The organism is Bacillus sp. DE0042, from assembly GCF_007680225.1.
In the GTDB taxonomy this organism is placed as follows: Bacteria; Bacillota; Bacilli; order Bacillales; family Bacillaceae_G; genus Bacillus_A; species Bacillus_A wiedmannii.
In genome coordinates, this window is record NZ_VEJP01000015.1 from 1 (window position 1) to 15,173 (window position 15,173).

A 15,173-nucleotide genomic window follows, 5' to 3' on the forward strand; every position below is an offset into this window, starting at 1 on the left:
TGAGTCCATATAAATATAGAACTCAGGTTGCTTAGTTGCGCTTTTTTAATACTGTCTACTTGACAGGGGTCACTGCAGTGCAGGGCGCTTTTTTATGTTGTGCTTGGGTCGATTCAGGTCAGGATGGGATACCCAGGCGGGTGTTTAGCTAGATATATCAGCGATTATTCAAATATATCGACGATTCGACAAGGGATATCGACTTATCAACAAATTACGACAGGAAGAACAGCTCGTAAACCCCAAACCTAAATCGTATCCACCTTATCCACAGATTTAATACGCTCCCAAACATGTTTCATCCCAATGGACGAACCATATCCAATTAAAGCACCTAACATATTCAATATGATGTCATCAATATCGAAAACACCAGTAAAAGTAAGGAGTTGTAACGATTCAATTAATAAAATAAACTTAATGAAAATTTTTGATGCCATTTTTACATTGTTTATTTGTTTAAATAATAAAGGTAGAAGGAATCCGAATGGGATAAATATGATGACATTTCCTAATGTATTCATAAGTACGATGTCTAGATTATAAGAATCAAATTCAGTTAAATAGCGGATTGTACTTCTGAAAGGAACTAAGTTTATTAACCCACCGTGTATAGAATGCCAGTCACCTGTTTCAAAGAAGTACTTCAGATTACCAAAGTAAAAAGCTGGTCTCCCGAGTAACAGTTTAAATAACAAAACAAATGAATACGGTAAAAATAATCCCCAGCCAATCCACTGTACATATTTTTGCGTAGAAGATTGCATCGCTTTTTCAATTTCAGTTCCTAAAGTAGAGGCTTCTCCAAAATTTTGAATGGCTAATGTAGTAGCTTCTTCCTCAGATTTTCCTTGATCGAGAAATTCTTGTTTTAAGCTTGTAAGATGATCATAAATTTCGAAGTATAGTTCGTCTCTATCAGATTGCGCTAGGTTTGTTTTTTGAACAATACTCGTTATGTATTCTTCAATCGTCATTAATTTAAAGCTCCTTTCTGACAAGTTTTAATAAGAGCTGTAACTGAATCCCACGCTGTTAGTTTTTCTTCTAAAATTTTCTTTCCGCTCGTAGTAATGCGATAAAACTTTCGTTTCATACCAGTTTCAGATTCACCCCAGTAGGAATTGATTAAATCCTTTTGTTCCATACGTTTGAGTGCTGGATAGAGTGTACCTTGGCTCATCGTGTATAGATCGTTGCTGTTTTCTTTTAGCTTTTGAATAATTTCATATCCGTACGTATCGTGTTGTTTAATGATGGAGAGAAGTAAAATATCAATACTTCCTTTTAATATCTCTTTATCCATTTTATGGTTCACCACCTTATGAGGAAATTGTAACACGACATATGTCGTATTACAAGGTATATATGTAGAATAATCCTCCATATAGGAGTTGGTAAAACACTCTTCGCCAAGCCGCCCAACAAACTTACTGACAAATGTCGCCCCTCTGACTAATCCACAGATTTGAAAAAATAAAATTTCTCATATTAAAAGGGCAACCTTTGGCTTTTTCTTATAATGCGAGTACAATGTAAAATAGCAAGAAAAGACGAAAAGTATTTACAGGATTATTGCGTACGTGTAGCGTAAATGGCAGTAAGGAACTGAGAGGAGGTTTTTTCTCTGAATATAAATAAAGAAACAATCATCCACCTTTATCATACAAACGATATACATAGTCATTTTGAAAATTGGCCGCAAATTTCTCGGTTTGTACAAGGGGAGAAAAAGCGAAGACAGGAAGCGGGAGAGACCGTTTTGACGGTTGATATCGGCGATCATGTGGATCGTTTTCATAGTATTTCGGAAGCGACGAATGGACTTGGCAATACGAAGCTTTTGAATGAGGCGTTATATGATTATGTAACAATCGGAAATAATGAAGGAATTACGTTAGCGAAGGAGCATTTGAATCGTCTATATGATGATGCTGGATTTGAGGTGCTCGTTGCGAATTTATTTGAAAAAGAAGGTGTACGTCCGGAGTGGGCAAAGCCTTATAAATTACATACAACGACAGATGGAATTACGATTGCCTTTATCGGACTAACAGTAGCGTACCCAGAGTTTTATCATATGCTCGATTGGCATATTGAAGATCCGCTTATCCATTTAGAGTCTATTTTAGAAGAAGTGCGAGATGAGGCTCATATTACCGTTGTCCTTTCTCATCTTGGAAAAAGCATGGATGAGTATATGGCAGAGCATTATGATATAGATGTTATTTTAGGTGCACATACGCACCATTTATTTGAGCGTGGCGTTCTTATGAATAATACTTTACTTTGTTGTTGTGAAAAGTGGGGACGTTACGTTGGGCACGTTCAGCTCACTGTGGATAAAGAGAAGAAGAAGTTATTGAAAAAGGACGGTAGAGCGATTAAGACAGAACGTTTAGGTGCTTATAGCAAACCGTTATCCACAATTGAAATGCTGCAGGAAGAAAGTAAACATATTATGGCAGAGCCTGTCGTTCATTTAAAGGAATCATTACCGGTCGATTGGTTTCATGAGACATCATTTTCTCACATGTTAGCAAATGCGCTGAAAACGTGGTGTGGTGCAGAGATTGGAATGGTGAATGCGGGTGTACTTCTTGAAGGATTAGAGGAAGGTGTTGTGACGCGCGGAGATATTCACAGAATTTGTCCACATCCAATTAATCCATGTTTATTAAAAGTGCCAGGAAAAACGTTACGAGAAGTTATTTTGAAAGCGCGTCGCCCGAATATGGAGAACCTTGAGGTAAAAGGATTCGGATTTCGCGGAAAAGTGATGGGAAAAATGATTTATGCTGGTGTAGAAGTCGTTCCAGATACGATTCCTGGGAATAAAATTTTACTGGAAGATGTATTGATTAACGGGGAATCGCTGGAATTAGATCGTATATATACGGTAGGAACGATTGATATGTTTACATTCGGATACTTATACCCAGAGCTATCCACACTTGCTGACAAACAATATTATATGCCAGAGTTACTCAGAGATGTGTTAACAGACGTGTTGATAACTCATACATCTTCTGTCAAACTATAGGCTAGTTAACTTGTAACACTCATTTTTCTCTTGTCATACAGATAAGAAAGAGAGGAGTGTGAACTATGGTTAATGTGGAGCCAATTATAATCGATAATTATACGTTTATTGCGGTTAGCGTCAAACTTCCAAAGACAAATTTGCTAGCTGTAATGAGCGATAAAGGATATATTATGTGCGGTGCATTAGATGTAGGTCTTTTAAATGAGAAGTTAGGTGATCGAGGTATTATTGCTGGCCGTGCGGTTGGTGTAAGAACGATTGAACAACTTCTTGAAGCACCGCTAGAATCAGTAACGATTGAAGCCGAAGCATTAGGTATTACGGCAGGCACAATCGGAAAAGAAGCATTATTAAAAATGAGATAAGCATATATCGTCCCTCCTTCTTGCATAGAAATGATATAAGAAGGAGGGTTTTTTATGAGTATATTTCGTTCGAAAAATTCGCGGTTTCGAAGGGGACCAATTTCCTTTCGGCACATACTGCTTATGTCGTTTATTCTTTTTGTCATATTACTCGTGCAAGGGTTATGGATTGTGAATAGTAGTATTCAGCCGACATTACTTAAATATGGAGAAGTAGAGGCGCATAAAATGGCGACAGCGGTTATGACGAAGGCGGTAAAAGACAGAATTAATGAAGGGTTCGATGTCGATTCATTAATGAAAGTACAAAATGATAAAAACGGGAAAGTATCCACAATTAATTTAAATACAAAGCAAGTAAATGAAATCGTAACGTCAACGACCACATACATAGAAAAATATTTACAGCAAGTAGAACAAGGTGATTTGAAGGGGCTAGGTATTTCTGAAAAAAATGGAGCAACGATGGCAGTTCCTTTTGGTCGTGTAACGGATAATGCGCTTCTTGGGAATATAGGACCCGACATTCCAATTGATTTCACGACGATTGGCCATGTGAATACGGATATTAAACAAAAAATTGAACCGCACGGGATCAATACGACAGCGATTCAAATTATTATGGAGATGGAAGTCACGTTGCAAGTGATTATTCCATTTCATACGAAAGAAATAACAGTGAAGCAAGACGTTCCGATTGCAACGCGCATTGTTCAAGGGGAAGTGCCTACTTATTATGGAAGCGGGAGTGTTGTTGTACCTGATAAAAAGAAAACGGATAGTTAGCCGAATTTAAAAAATAACCGTAGCATATTGCTACGGTTATCGCTTTGTATTCGCGCGTTCTTTTCGCTCCCAAAGACTTAAATGCATGTATGGATCGAAAGCCCATTCTGTATAACCATTGTCTTTATACATGCCGAAATGTAGGTGGGGCGGGAATTTTCCAGCTGTGCCGGGAGGGCCGTAACCGGTGCTACCAACAAATCCGATTACTTTTCCGGGCTCAACAATTTGTCCAAGCTGTATTTCCTTTGAGAATCCGCCTAAATGAGCGTAATAATGGTAGTTATTATGAAGGTCACGAATGCCGATGCGCCATCCGCCAAGACGGTTCCAGCCTTTTGTTTCAATAATGCCATAGCAAGTGGATCTTACTGGTACGCCGTAGCCTGCAAAAATATCGGTTCCTTCATGAACTCTCCTTCCCCCAAAACTTCTTCCAGCACCGAAAGTACTACGGTAGCTATGGTCACTACGAATCGGAAGAGGGAAAGCATTTCCTTCTAAATTAATACGTCCATAATGTTTATAAATACGGGCGTATTCGGTAATTAATTCAACTGTTTTCGCACGTCTATAATATTCCCAAAGCATAATGTGAATACGGTCTTCGGACGGTCCTTGTTTCTTTAAAATCGTTGCTGCTGTATGCAAAAGATCACGGTCGTTATTTGCATTTGCAAATCCATCTTTGTCACCATCTAAACCCATCCCGCCAAATAGAGAAATTGTATGGGGAAGAGTGTCGTTAATATTAACGGGTCCAGCCCATATTTCTGGTTTGAAATAAAGGGAAATGATGGCATCTGGTTTTTTCGGAATATCTTTTCTTACGCTCCGTATATTTCTTTCATATTGATCCATTGCAGCTAAGTAATACCACGGAATGCCTGAAGATTGCTCGGTTTCTTTATATAGTGCCATGCGCTTTTCGTATATGCTTTGCTGATTATCTTCACCGTAAGCGATGTTTTGGTGGAGAAGAAAGCAAATCGAAAGCAAAAGAGAAATTTTTCGAAGCATGAAATAGACTCCTTTCACAACATCACTCTTTTTAGTGTGGGATATACGGAGTATTTCATTATAGGGAACGATTGGAAAAAATCTTAGAATCTTCATTTGAGCAAATCGCTTTCATACGTTAGAATAGATATGTTACATTGAAAGAAGCGAACACGGTAAACTATTTCATATTGTGCGGAGTTGATAACCATGACAAAACAAACAGAATATAAGCGCAAGCCCGAATGGTTGAAAATTAAGTTAAACACGAATGAAAACTATACAGGCTTAAAGAAAATGATGCGTTCTAAGAATCTTCATACAGTTTGTGAAGAAGCGAAGTGTCCGAATATTCATGAATGCTGGGCTGTAAGGAAAACAGCAACATTTATGATCTTAGGTGCGGTTTGTACACGTGCTTGTCGTTTTTGTGCGGTTAAAACAGGCTTACCAACTGAGCTTGATTTACAAGAGCCAGAACGCGTAGCAGATTCTGTAGTACAAATGGGCTTAAAGCACGTTGTTATAACAGCGGTTGCACGTGATGATTTAAAAGACGGGGGAGCAGCTGTTTTTGCTGAAACAGTACGCGCTGTTCGTCGCAAAAATCCATTTACGTCAATCGAAGTATTACCATCTGATATGGGTGGAGTAGAAGAAAACTTAAAAATGTTAATGGATGCAAAACCAGATATTTTAAACCATAACATTGAAACAGTACGTCGATTATCTAACCGAGTTCGCGCTAGAGCAAAATATGACCGTTCATTAGAGTTTTTACGTCGAGCAAAAGAAATGCAGCCTGATATTCCAACTAAATCGAGCATTATGGTGGGCTTAGGTGAAACGAGAGAAGATTTAATTGAAGCAATGGATGACTTACGTGCAAACAATGTGGATATTTTAACTCTTGGACAATACCTACAACCATCTAAGAAGCATTTACCAGTTCTTAAATATTATCCACCAGCAGAATTTGCAGAGCTTAAAGAAATTGCGCTTAGCAAAGGATTTAGTCACTGTGAAGCTGGTCCACTTGTGCGTTCTTCTTACCATGCGGACGAGCAAGTACGTTCTGCAAAAGAAAAAGTAGCAGAAGCAAAATAATGAAAAAAGAGAGCTAATCATTAGCTCTCTTTTTGTTTATATTCTAAAACAGTATTTGGGCATGTTAATAAGATTTTCTTTAATTCCTCTGTGGATAATTCAATTGTAAATTCAGGTACACCAGGTGTAATTAAAATTTTATCGTAAGCGTAAATAGCGCTATCCGCAATAATCGTTACATGTTGTGAATAACCGAAAGGAGCTACACATCCTGGAGTACAGCCTGTTTCTTCTCTTAGCTCATCAGGAGAACAGAGAGATAAGCTTTCTCCTGTTATTTCTTTCATCTCTCCTCGGTTGAGCCTTGTGCCCTCTAACGTAAAAAATACGTAATAATCTCCAGACTTTGATTTTAAAAATAAGCTTTTACTTGGAGTGCCGTGTAAGCCAAGCCTTTCACGTACGATACGATCTGTTTCATAATCGAGTACTGGCTCGTGTTCAAACTTTTCGTAAGAAGCATTTGTTTTATGTAGTAAAGCAAGTACATCTTCGTACATATGGAGTGATACCCCTTTCTATTGTTAGTACAGTTTCTTCTCGTGGCGTCAACTGAATGTGTTGGAAAGAGATATTACTTGGACGGTGCTTCCCATAATCGTTTTAGGATACATTGTTTATCGAGTGTAATTTCGTAAATATCAGGATTCGTTAAAGCTCTCCATTCAATAAAGCCGATCGTATGATCAAAGTGCTTTAAAATGAGCGTGAGTAAGTTGCCGTGTGTAACAAGTAGTGTTGTAGTATGGTTTAACTTTAAAACGTCTTGGATAAGTGATATAGCTCGATCCGTCGCTTGTTTTGTTGACTCTCCGCCTGAAAAGGCAATATCTATATTTGTAAAAGTAGATTCTAGTTTTTGCAACCAATCATCCATTGGAACGTCGCTTAATATGCGTTCAGCTAATCGTTCGTCTTCTTGGATAGACAAGTTAGCTTGAAGCGCATAGGGCCGAATAGAATCGATAGCTCGCACAAATGGGCTTGAAATAATATGATCTATTTGTGGTTGGTTTTCTAAGAGGAATGTAGCAAGAGTGTTTGCTTGATTTTTTCCTGCAATCGTTAATTCGGCATCACGTTCTTGTCCAGTTGCTGAACAATGTCGTATTACAATCAATTTCTTCATAATTCATCCCCATCTTTCAAGTTGACGCTTATATACTTCGACAAATGTGGAAAAAATTCCTTTTTATTGGAAACGGCATATTGATCTAAATATGTGGAAAAGTAATGTGGATAAATGAACATTTGAGGTGTAATGATGAAAAAAATGATATGTATTATATTCGGTCTTTGTTTTTTTATACACTTGTCCACAACATATGCAGAATCGAATGCAAAATTAAATTATCCAAGCAATCGAAATAAGCCATTTGTGAATGAGGATGTGTTTTACGGACAGTTAGATAAGAAAATCTATAAAGAATACAACAATGCAGCATATAGCGTTCGAAAAAAAATCTCATTTAAAGAAGTGCCTGATGAAGAATTTTCATTCTTACAAAAAACAGCTGTGGGTTGTCGGAGTAGTGTGGTGTTCCAAGATTCTTTTATTCACCCTGATCGCCAAGTTTATTTTTTCGCGTCCTTTTCTCAAAATGAAGCAGACGAATTTCGTAAGTACATTGTTATAGATGCAGAAACGAAGAGGAAGCTACAAGAGGGAAAAAGCTATCATCACTATGATAATCCATATAAAAAATAACCCACCAACTGGTGGGTTATTTTTACGCTGGCACACTCATTAATTTCTCTTTCATTTTACGAATAAGAATGACAGCACCAATTGTGAAGAGAAGGGTAATTCCTTCTGCAACAAAGATGTTGATTGTTTTTGTTTGGTAAAGTGCCGCGAAAAAGTCTACAAATGCGTGGAATAATATAGCGTAAACAAGGAAGATATATTTCTTCTGTTTTACTGCGTATAAGACAAGCATCGTAAAGGCAATTTGCAGTACAAGAGCCATAATTCTTTCCAAGCTGCCAAGGAAGTATAAATAAGCAGGTTGTTCTATTAACATATCCTTTATAACATTTAATTGTGGTAGTTTTTCTGCCATTTGAGCGAAGCTACCGTTGTTAATAGCATTTGCGAATATAAGTGTCTGTAATGCGGAGAATCCGCCGACTAAAATGGATTCAATCCCGCCGTGACCTATTCCGTAAGCAAAACCATCTTTATATTCTTGATATTTTTTTAGTAGGAAGAAGAAGGCAACGAAACGTCCTAATTCTTCAAAAATACCAGCGGTTAGTCCGCCATAAAGTGCAAAGACAAAAGGATTTTCTAAAATTGGAGCGATTGCCGGATTCCCGCGCATAAATAGGTGGAACGGTGTCTCGAGAATTTGGGTAAATCCAATAAAAATAAGAGCACCAACACCGACTACTTTCCAATTAATATGATATTTTTTACGAAAATAAACAAACGCAATAATAGGTACCAGAATCGAAAGCACAAGTTGAATTGTGATACTGGCAATTACCGTACTTGAAACCATACTTTCACCGCTTTCTAATATATGTACATATCTATTATGCATGAAATATGGGAGAGATGAAACTTTTAACAAAAAATGAATGTACTTATTGACTCTAACGTTGCGTCATACTTTATCGTATGTATTAAGGGGGAGATACACATGACAATGAAGGTAAAAGAAGTAGCTAATTTAGTTGGAATTAGTGTGCGCACACTGCATCATTACGATGAAATTGGGTTATTAACCCCAGACGAGACGACAGAGTCTGGATATCGTCTATATTCCAATGAAAATTTAGAGACATTGCAGCAAATTTTATTTTTTAAAGAACTAGGCTTCCCTTTGAAGAAAATTAAAGAAATTATCAGGAGTCCATCATTTGACCGAGAAGAAGCTCTACAGCTTCATAAGAAAATGCTTCTTGAAAAGCGTGCTAGGTTAGATAAAGTGATTGCGACGATTGATAAAACAATTCAGCATACAAAAGGAGAGATTGAAATGACGAATAAAGAGAAATTTGAAGGCTTCGATTTCAGCGAGAATCCGTACGAAGAAGAAGCGCGTGAAAGATGGGGAGACGCGGCTGTAGATAAAGCGAACAAATATGCAAAAGGTATGTCAAAAGATAATCAAGAGGAGTTCAATACGATTTACAGAAATTTAGCGGCCCTTAGACACGGCGCACCAGATTCTAAAGAGGCACAGGCAGCAATAGGAGTATGGTACGATTACTTGCAAAACTTAGGAGAATATTCATTAGATGCTTTTAAAGGACTCGGTCAAATGTACGTCGCTGATGAGCGCTTTACGAAAAATATTGATAAGTTTGGCGAAGGGTTAGCACAGTTTATGTGTGATGCGATGGAGGTTTATGCGGATCGTAAGAAATAGCCAAAAATAAAGAAGGTGGAGGTTTTCTCCATCTTCTTTATTTTTTAATCATATCATTCAAAGTTTGATCCCCCGTATTGTTTAAATGAGGATTTTTGCTCATTTCTCGCTTTAGCATGTCGAGGCTCTGTGTATATTCTGTATCATTTAATGCGCCAGATTGAAGCCCTTGAATTTGAGAAATCAACTTTTGGTCTGTTGATACATATGCTTTATAATAGCGAGGGACGATGGACAAAGCAGCTTTATATACTTGATCTGCTACGAGTTTTGGATCCGTTGTGTTTGCACGGTATACAACAAATACTTCATCATCGGTAACGAGCGTAGCAGCGTTTGTAACGTCAGGAAGTTTGACTGTCATGCCTGTAATCATTTCAGCGACTTTCTCACGGTTAATGGCTCCTACTTGTTTGTTAGATACTTCATGTTTTTGTTTAGATGAATAACCGACTCTCGTTAATCTTGTATTTGTATTTTCCGTATGATACATGTCGTTTTTATTGGAAACAAGAACACGACTTCCTTCTTCACGTTCCATTTCGGCTTTATTAGATGATTGACAGCCTGCGAATAAGGAAAGAGTGAGGAGAGAGAGTATAATTTGTTTTTTCACGATGTATCACCTCCTTCTCCATAGCATGCACTAATTTTCAATTTTTTGTATTTGAAATTGTTGGTTGGTATGCTTTGTGATACGATAAAAAGAAGAATGCTTAGAGAGGAAGTTAATGATGGAGCAAAAGCAAGAGCAAGAGATGCATGCTACGGTGAGCATTAATAATGTGCAGTACGAAGTAATTAAAAACTTTCGTGACGGTTTTAGTGAAGAAGCATTTAAAGAGCGTTATGCAGAAATTTTAAATAAATATGATTATATCGTTGGGGACTGGGGTTATGAGCAACTTAGATTGCGCGGTTTCTTTGATGATAGTAATCAACGTTCGACATATGATACGAAAATTAGTACGTTAACGGAATATTTATACGAGTACTGTAACTTCGGTTGTGCACACTTCGTATTACGAAAAGTGAAGAAATAAAAAAATCCTCTTACGATTGTAAGAGGATTTTTTTATACTTGCTCACAAACAAATCGAAATAGAATCGCCTTCAGAAAGTATTGCATTTGGTTTCATTTGTTGTCCGTTCAATTGAATATCCCCATTTTTAATTTTATCCACAATGAGTGTACGGCTCCAGTCGGAAATATATGTGGATAAAGCTTTATCCATTCGGTGGGAACCGAAAACGATATCTAATACGATTGTAATTTCAGCTACGCCACTTTCTTTATGATGTGTAATGGAAATGGTAGTAGTTGTTTCTGTTTGATCCTGCTGGGTCATATCGACTGTTTCAACGTGATCAGTAAATGCTTTATAAATATGAAGTTTTTGATTCCACGTATGATCTTTCGGACATTTATAAATGGCAAAGCGGTATATATTTTTTCCGTTGGCGTTATGCCTACGAATATTCGTGTCAGTAAATAGGGTAGTGCGTCTGCAATTTTTACAATACTTTTCAATTGTACCTTGTTCATTTTCATATAAACTCCAAGAAAGTTGTACTTTCTGCATTTTCCTTCACCTCTTATAGTAGTGGTAAAGGAACGTAATACAGCTATTTGGATGTCTTGTAGTATGAAGACATGAGAAATAGACAAAAATAAAAGGAGGTTCCCCAAAGAGGAACCTCCGTAAACATCATACTACAGATGCGTTACGTTCCTTGTAATGGGAATGGGCAGACTACTCCCTTGAAAAAGCACGGTGCTTTTTTGAGAGTAATGCTATCCAATTGCTGGTCCATTACAAAGTAAATGTCGGCATACGTAGATAACGTCCTTTCTATCCAAATAGATTTATTCTTAATTATAACATAAGGTTTGAAAATTCAAAATACTTACAGTGAAAAAACACCAGCTAAAATAGCTGGTGTCTACGATAAATTATATAAGTTCAAATAAAAATGAGCGTAGTTCTTCTGCAATTTCTTCAGTCATAGAAAATGCATGCTCTAAGTAGCCTGGTTCGTTTAAATCGTCAGGACCGATGATTGCAAATCTATTGCGCTGCATATCTAGGACAATTGTTTTACCGTAATGACGATCGGAGTATAAAAGCGCTAAATCATGACGCTCATTTTCTCCCATAAAGCTAACGAAACGAGTTCTTGTAGCGACTGTATCGTCGTACAGAAAGAAACGTTCTTCCATACACATGGCTCCTTTATTAAATATCTAAGTTTAAGTGTGGTTTATGATCTAAATGGTGATGCGTTTTAATGAATCGTACCGTTCTTGTTTTGTAACGCATAACGATAGAATATGTTTCAGCTAAATCTCCACCAAGGAATTTAACACCGTCTAATAACTCACCAGCAGATACACCAGTTGCTGAGAAGATTGCATCATCCCCAGATACTAAGTCATCTAACATAAGAAGTTGACGAGGATCTTCTAATCCCATTTCACGACAACGAGCTTCTTCTTCTTCGTTCATTGGAACTAAGCGAGCTTGCATTTCACCTTCAAGGCATTTTAATGCTGCTGCAGAAATAACACCTTCTGGAGCTCCGCCAATACCTACGAATAAATCAATACCCGTTCCAGGTAGTGCTGTTGCGATTGACGCACCAACATCACCATCACCAAATAATTTTACGCGTGCACCTTTTGCACGAACACGGTCAATAATATCTTGATGACGTTCACGTTCTTGCACGATAACTGTTAGATCACGAATCTTTTTATTGTTAGCTTCTGCTACAATTTCAATTGTTTTTTCAATTGGATCATCTAAGCTAATTTTACCAGCTGCTTTTGGACCAACCGCGATTTTTTCCATGTACATATCAGGAGCATGAAGAAGGTTTCCTTTATCTGCGATTGCGATAACTGCCATTGCATTTGCAAGACCTTTTGCAACGATGTTTGTACCTTCTAATGGATCAACGGCGATATCTACTTCTGGACCGTTACCTGTTCCTAGTTCTTCACCAATATACAACATCGGTGCTTCATCAAGTTCTCCTTCACCGATTACAACTGTACCTGCCATGTTTACTGAATCAAACATATCACGCATTGCTGTAGTTGCTGCATCATCTGCTTCGTTTTTCTTTCCGCGGCCCATCCACTGTGCGGATGCTAATGCTGCTGCTTCTGTTACACGGACAATTTCTAGTGCGAGTTCACGTTCCAAGATTCCATTCCTCCAATTTCAAAAATCATACAAATATAACTATAACAAATAACAGAGAAAAGGTGAATTCGAAAAATTGTCGATTTTTTCAGAAGAAAGCGTTACAATTAAAATGTAAATGCTTTAATTTCCAGGTAGGTGACATTCATGTATTTTGTAGACAGAAAGAAAATAGAACAAATGCTAGTATGTTTAGAACGAGCAACAAGTACATTTCAAGAGAAAAAGATATATGAAACCGAGTTTGAATTTTACGCATTAGAACGTATAGCTCATCTAATTATTGATTGTGTATTAGATGTAGGGAATGCGATGATTGATGGATTTATTATGCGCGATCCAGGAAGTTATGAAGATATTATCGATATTTTGATGGACGAGCGAGTGATAAGTGCAGAAGAAGGACAAGGGATGAAAGAAATTATCCTTCTTCGAAAAATGCTTACGCAAGATTATATTCAAATGAATCATGATGAATTATATAAGACGATTCAAAAATATATTGCAGTGGTAGAGAAATACCCAGCAAATATTCGCAGTTATTTAGAGAAGGAATTAGGACCTGTATCTGCATTTGTACCAGAATAATTATGCTTATAAGATCCCCAGGACTATCTTTTGGGGATCTTATATTGTATGTGAGAAAGTAAAGGGAAAAGGGAGAAGGGTAAAGTATGGGGGAAGCACGTACGACGAAAGATGAAATTGTACAATTGTTGAAAGTAAAGGGAGAGCACACGGTAGCGGAACTAGCTGACGTTTTAGAGATTACAGAAATGGCGATCCGAAGACATTTAAGTAATCTTGAGAAAGATGGTTTCATTTATTCTAAGATGGTAAGACAACATGTCGGAAGACCAACTTATTTGTATGGATTAAGCGAAAAGGGAGAAGATACATTCCCGAAGGAGTATAAGCAATTTGCTATTGATATGCTAGAAGATTTAGCTCGGATGGGTGATGAAAAAATACTTAGTCACGTTTTAAAAGAGCGAACGAAGCGAATGGAAGAACAGTTGCAAAAGCGAGTGAGTAATCAAAAGAATTTAGCATATAAAGTGCAAGAGATAGCAGCTATGCAAGAGAAAAATGGTTATATGGTTCAAATAAAGAGAGATGGAGAGAACTCTTTCGTAATTGAAAAACAAAACTGTCCGTTAAAAGAAATTGCAGAGAGATTCCCGCAAGTATGCGAAGATGAAAAAGAGATGTATAATCGTTTATTTGCAGGAGCAGATGTAAAGACGTTAGCAAACATGTGTGAGGGCGATTGTAGTTGTTCTTACCAAGTAAAAGAGAAAAAATGAACGTTATGGGGCGCTTTAAGGTAAAGCGTTTTTTTCTTTGGAAAAAGCGGGTAATATAAGAGTGGTATGATAGGTGAGAACGTTAGCATAGAAGGAGAGACATAATGATGTATAAAGGTTACTTAATTGACTTAGACGGTACGATGTATCGCGGAGAAGAACAAATTGAAGAAGCGAGCGACTTCGTAAAAGCATTAGGAGAGCGCGGCATTCCTTATTTATTCGTTACGAATAATTCGACGCGTAAACCAGAACAAGTGGCAGAAAAACTTGTTCGTTTCGATATTCCAGCGGAAGCAGAGCAAGTATTCACAACGAGTATGGCGACAGCGAACTTCATTTATGAACGTAAACAAGACGCAACTGTATATATGATTGGTGAAGAAGGCTTACATGATGCACTTGTGGAAAAAGGATTTGAACTTGTGGATGAAAATCCTGATTTCGTTGTTGTCGGTTTAGATCGTGACATCACATATGAAAAATTAGCAAAAGCATGTCTTGCTGTGCGTAACGGCGCGACGTTTATTTCTACAAATGGAGATATCGCCATTCCGACTGAGCGCGGATTATTACCAGGTAACGGTTCATTAACATCAGTTGTAACAGTATCAACAGGCGTGGATCCAATCTTTATCGGAAAACCAGAATCAATCATTATGGAACAAGCGTTAAAAGTGCTTGGTATAGGAAAAGATGAAGCATTAATGGTTGGGGATAACTACGATACAGACATTTTAGCGGGAGTAAATGCTGGCATGCATACCCTTCTTGTCCACACTGGAGTCACAACTGTGGAGAAGTTAACAGAATATGAAGTACAACCAACGCAAGTTGTGCATAACTTGACGGAGTGGATTGAGAAGATGTAATGAAAAACAGGTAACCGGAAGAGGTTACCTGTTTTTTATGCATAATTGCATATGTGCTATTGTTATATAAAATGTAAAATTCATATGTAATGATATCGAGGGGAG

General features: G+C 37.5%; 20 protein-coding genes. 10 read left to right on the forward strand and 10 right to left on the reverse strand.

Annotated features, from left to right (window positions below):
- Positions 1-248: 248 nt before the first annotated feature.
- Both FS802_RS29595 and FS802_RS29600 read right to left on the reverse strand, forming a co-directional pair.
- Entirely contained in the window at positions 249-977 is a 729-nt protein-coding gene (locus tag FS802_RS29595) for a VanZ family protein (protein WP_098708232.1), read from the reverse strand.
- Positions 977-1,306: a PadR family transcriptional regulator gene (locus FS802_RS29600; RefSeq protein ID WP_048542314.1), complete on the reverse strand. Its 330-nt coding sequence runs from the start codon at positions 1,304-1,306 to the stop codon at positions 977-979. Before FS802_RS29600 ends, FS802_RS29595 begins: the two co-directional genes overlap by 1 nt.
- 345 nt (positions 1,307-1,651) lie before the next feature.
- On the opposite strand from FS802_RS29600, the gene FS802_RS29605 reads away from it, so the two are divergent.
- The 3 genes from FS802_RS29605 to yunB all read left to right on the forward strand — a co-directional run bounded on the left by FS802_RS29605 (position 1,652) and on the right by yunB (position 4,197).
- Positions 1,652-3,043, forward strand: a complete 1,392-nt coding sequence (locus tag FS802_RS29605) for a bifunctional metallophosphatase/5'-nucleotidase (protein ID WP_144525663.1) — start codon at positions 1,652-1,654, stop codon at positions 3,041-3,043.
- 65 nt (positions 3,044-3,108) lie between these two features.
- Positions 3,109-3,411 carry a YunC family protein gene (locus FS802_RS29610; protein WP_000248463.1) on the forward strand — a complete coding sequence of 101 codons (303 nt, stop codon included), beginning with the start codon at positions 3,109-3,111 and terminating at the stop codon, positions 3,409-3,411.
- A 54-nt stretch (positions 3,412-3,465) separates the two neighbouring features.
- Positions 3,466-4,197, forward strand: a complete 732-nt coding sequence (yunB, locus tag FS802_RS29615) for a sporulation protein YunB (protein ID WP_048561668.1) — start codon at positions 3,466-3,468, stop codon at positions 4,195-4,197.
- 36 nt (positions 4,198-4,233) lie between these two features.
- On the opposite strand, the gene FS802_RS29620 is transcribed toward yunB, so the two are convergent.
- Complete coding sequence (locus tag FS802_RS29620) at positions 4,234-5,217, reverse strand: M23 family metallopeptidase (RefSeq protein WP_000944679.1); 984 nt, start codon at positions 5,215-5,217, stop codon at positions 4,234-4,236.
- 189 nt (positions 5,218-5,406) lie between these two features.
- Here FS802_RS29620 and lipA point away from each other — a divergent pair, with 189 nt between their 5' ends.
- Complete coding sequence (lipA, locus tag FS802_RS29625; protein ID WP_000166376.1) at positions 5,407-6,303, forward strand: lipoyl synthase; 897 nt, start codon at positions 5,407-5,409, stop codon at positions 6,301-6,303.
- A 20-nt stretch (positions 6,304-6,323) separates the two neighbouring features.
- Here the strand turns inward: lipA and FS802_RS29630 are convergent, their stop codons facing one another.
- Both FS802_RS29630 and FS802_RS29635 read right to left on the reverse strand, forming a co-directional pair.
- Positions 6,324-6,803 (reverse strand): YbaK/EbsC family protein, encoded by a 480-nt coding sequence (locus FS802_RS29630; RefSeq protein ID WP_144525665.1) that lies wholly within the window; start codon positions 6,801-6,803, stop codon positions 6,324-6,326.
- A gap of 74 nt (positions 6,804-6,877) precedes the next feature.
- On the reverse strand, positions 6,878-7,432 hold the full coding sequence (locus tag FS802_RS29635) for a histidine phosphatase family protein (RefSeq protein WP_098088605.1): 555 nt from the start codon (positions 7,430-7,432) through the stop codon (positions 6,878-6,880).
- A 135-nt stretch (positions 7,433-7,567) separates the two neighbouring features.
- Between FS802_RS29635 and FS802_RS29640 the strand changes: the two genes are divergently transcribed.
- Positions 7,568-8,011 carry a hypothetical protein gene (locus tag FS802_RS29640; RefSeq protein WP_144525667.1) on the forward strand — a complete coding sequence of 148 codons (444 nt, stop codon included), beginning with the start codon at positions 7,568-7,570 and terminating at the stop codon, positions 8,009-8,011.
- Between the two features lie 22 nt (positions 8,012-8,033).
- On the opposite strand, the gene FS802_RS29645 is transcribed toward FS802_RS29640, so the two are convergent.
- The gene (locus tag FS802_RS29645; protein ID WP_048561665.1) at positions 8,034-8,849 is read right to left on the reverse strand and encodes a YhfC family intramembrane metalloprotease; all 816 of its coding nucleotides are present in this window, start codon (positions 8,847-8,849) and stop codon (positions 8,034-8,036) included.
- 99 nt (positions 8,850-8,948) lie between these two features.
- Between FS802_RS29645 and FS802_RS29650 the strand changes: the two genes are divergently transcribed.
- Positions 8,949-9,680: a MerR family transcriptional regulator gene (locus FS802_RS29650; protein ID WP_144525668.1), complete on the forward strand. Its 732-nt coding sequence runs from the start codon at positions 8,949-8,951 to the stop codon at positions 9,678-9,680.
- A 37-nt stretch (positions 9,681-9,717) separates the two neighbouring features.
- On the opposite strand, the gene FS802_RS29655 is transcribed toward FS802_RS29650, so the two are convergent.
- On the reverse strand, positions 9,718-10,296 hold the full coding sequence (locus FS802_RS29655) for a YhcN/YlaJ family sporulation lipoprotein (RefSeq protein WP_098654923.1): 579 nt from the start codon (positions 10,294-10,296) through the stop codon (positions 9,718-9,720).
- A 115-nt stretch (positions 10,297-10,411) separates the two neighbouring features.
- On the opposite strand from FS802_RS29655, the gene FS802_RS29660 reads away from it, so the two are divergent.
- The gene (locus FS802_RS29660) at positions 10,412-10,723 is read left to right on the forward strand and encodes a YutD family protein (protein WP_002008894.1); all 312 of its coding nucleotides are present in this window, start codon (positions 10,412-10,414) and stop codon (positions 10,721-10,723) included.
- A 42-nt stretch (positions 10,724-10,765) separates the two neighbouring features.
- On the opposite strand, the gene FS802_RS29665 is transcribed toward FS802_RS29660, so the two are convergent.
- The 3 genes from FS802_RS29665 to glpX form a co-directional block, all read right to left on the reverse strand.
- Entirely contained in the window at positions 10,766-11,263 is a 498-nt protein-coding gene (locus FS802_RS29665; protein WP_144525670.1) for a cytoplasmic protein, read from the reverse strand.
- 371 nt (positions 11,264-11,634) lie between these two features.
- Positions 11,635-11,901, reverse strand: a complete 267-nt coding sequence (locus FS802_RS29675; protein ID WP_000392616.1) for a DUF3055 domain-containing protein — start codon at positions 11,899-11,901, stop codon at positions 11,635-11,637.
- A 16-nt stretch (positions 11,902-11,917) separates the two neighbouring features.
- Positions 11,918-12,889, reverse strand: a complete 972-nt coding sequence (gene glpX, locus FS802_RS29680; RefSeq protein ID WP_000439090.1) for a class II fructose-bisphosphatase — start codon at positions 12,887-12,889, stop codon at positions 11,918-11,920.
- Between the two features lie 147 nt (positions 12,890-13,036).
- Here glpX and FS802_RS29685 point away from each other — a divergent pair, with 147 nt between their 5' ends.
- From FS802_RS29685 to FS802_RS29695, 3 genes are all read left to right on the forward strand, one after another.
- A complete protein-coding gene (locus tag FS802_RS29685; protein WP_000274004.1) occupies positions 13,037-13,477 on the forward strand; it encodes a DUF86 domain-containing protein in 441 nt (146 codons plus the stop codon).
- A gap of 86 nt (positions 13,478-13,563) precedes the next feature.
- The gene (locus tag FS802_RS29690) at positions 13,564-14,196 is read left to right on the forward strand and encodes a helix-turn-helix transcriptional regulator (RefSeq protein WP_000503339.1); all 633 of its coding nucleotides are present in this window, start codon (positions 13,564-13,566) and stop codon (positions 14,194-14,196) included.
- Between the two features lie 107 nt (positions 14,197-14,303).
- Positions 14,304-15,068, forward strand: a complete 765-nt coding sequence (locus tag FS802_RS29695; RefSeq protein WP_002096233.1) for a TIGR01457 family HAD-type hydrolase — start codon at positions 14,304-14,306, stop codon at positions 15,066-15,068.
- Positions 15,069-15,173 lie beyond the last annotated feature (105 nt).

Excerpts from the sequence above, each read along its gene's own strand:
- FS802_RS29595 (WP_098708232.1), bottom strand. The coding sequence starts at position 977 with ATGACGATTGAAGAATACATAACGAGTATTGTTCAAAAAACAAACCTA.
- FS802_RS29610 (WP_000248463.1), top strand. The coding sequence starts at position 3,109 with ATGGTTAATGTGGAGCCAATTATAATCGATAATTATACGTTTATTGCG.
- FS802_RS29695 (WP_002096233.1), top strand. The coding sequence starts at position 14,304 with ATGTATAAAGGTTACTTAATTGACTTAGACGGTACGATGTATCGCGGA.
- FS802_RS29600 (WP_048542314.1), bottom strand. The coding sequence starts at position 1,306 with ATGGATAAAGAGATATTAAAAGGAAGTATTGATATTTTACTTCTCTCC.
- FS802_RS29660 (WP_002008894.1), top strand. The coding sequence starts at position 10,412 with ATGATGGAGCAAAAGCAAGAGCAAGAGATGCATGCTACGGTGAGCATT.
- FS802_RS29665 (WP_144525670.1), bottom strand. The coding sequence starts at position 11,263 with ATGCAGAAAGTACAACTTTCTTGGAGTTTATATGAAAATGAACAAGGT.
- FS802_RS29620 (WP_000944679.1), bottom strand. The coding sequence starts at position 5,217 with ATGCTTCGAAAAATTTCTCTTTTGCTTTCGATTTGCTTTCTTCTCCAC.
- yunB (WP_048561668.1), top strand. The coding sequence starts at position 3,466 with ATGAGTATATTTCGTTCGAAAAATTCGCGGTTTCGAAGGGGACCAATT.
- lipA (WP_000166376.1), top strand. The coding sequence starts at position 5,407 with ATGACAAAACAAACAGAATATAAGCGCAAGCCCGAATGGTTGAAAATT.
- FS802_RS29635 (WP_098088605.1), bottom strand. The coding sequence starts at position 7,432 with ATGAAGAAATTGATTGTAATACGACATTGTTCAGCAACTGGACAAGAA.
- FS802_RS29675 (WP_000392616.1), bottom strand. The coding sequence starts at position 11,901 with ATGGAAGAACGTTTCTTTCTGTACGACGATACAGTCGCTACAAGAACT.
- FS802_RS29630 (WP_144525665.1), bottom strand. The coding sequence starts at position 6,803 with ATGTACGAAGATGTACTTGCTTTACTACATAAAACAAATGCTTCTTAC.
- FS802_RS29685 (WP_000274004.1), top strand. The coding sequence starts at position 13,037 with ATGTATTTTGTAGACAGAAAGAAAATAGAACAAATGCTAGTATGTTTA.
- FS802_RS29690 (WP_000503339.1), top strand. The coding sequence starts at position 13,564 with ATGGGGGAAGCACGTACGACGAAAGATGAAATTGTACAATTGTTGAAA.
- FS802_RS29640 (WP_144525667.1), top strand. The coding sequence starts at position 7,568 with ATGAAAAAAATGATATGTATTATATTCGGTCTTTGTTTTTTTATACAC.
- FS802_RS29645 (WP_048561665.1), bottom strand. The coding sequence starts at position 8,849 with ATGCATAATAGATATGTACATATATTAGAAAGCGGTGAAAGTATGGTT.
- FS802_RS29650 (WP_144525668.1), top strand. The coding sequence starts at position 8,949 with ATGACAATGAAGGTAAAAGAAGTAGCTAATTTAGTTGGAATTAGTGTG.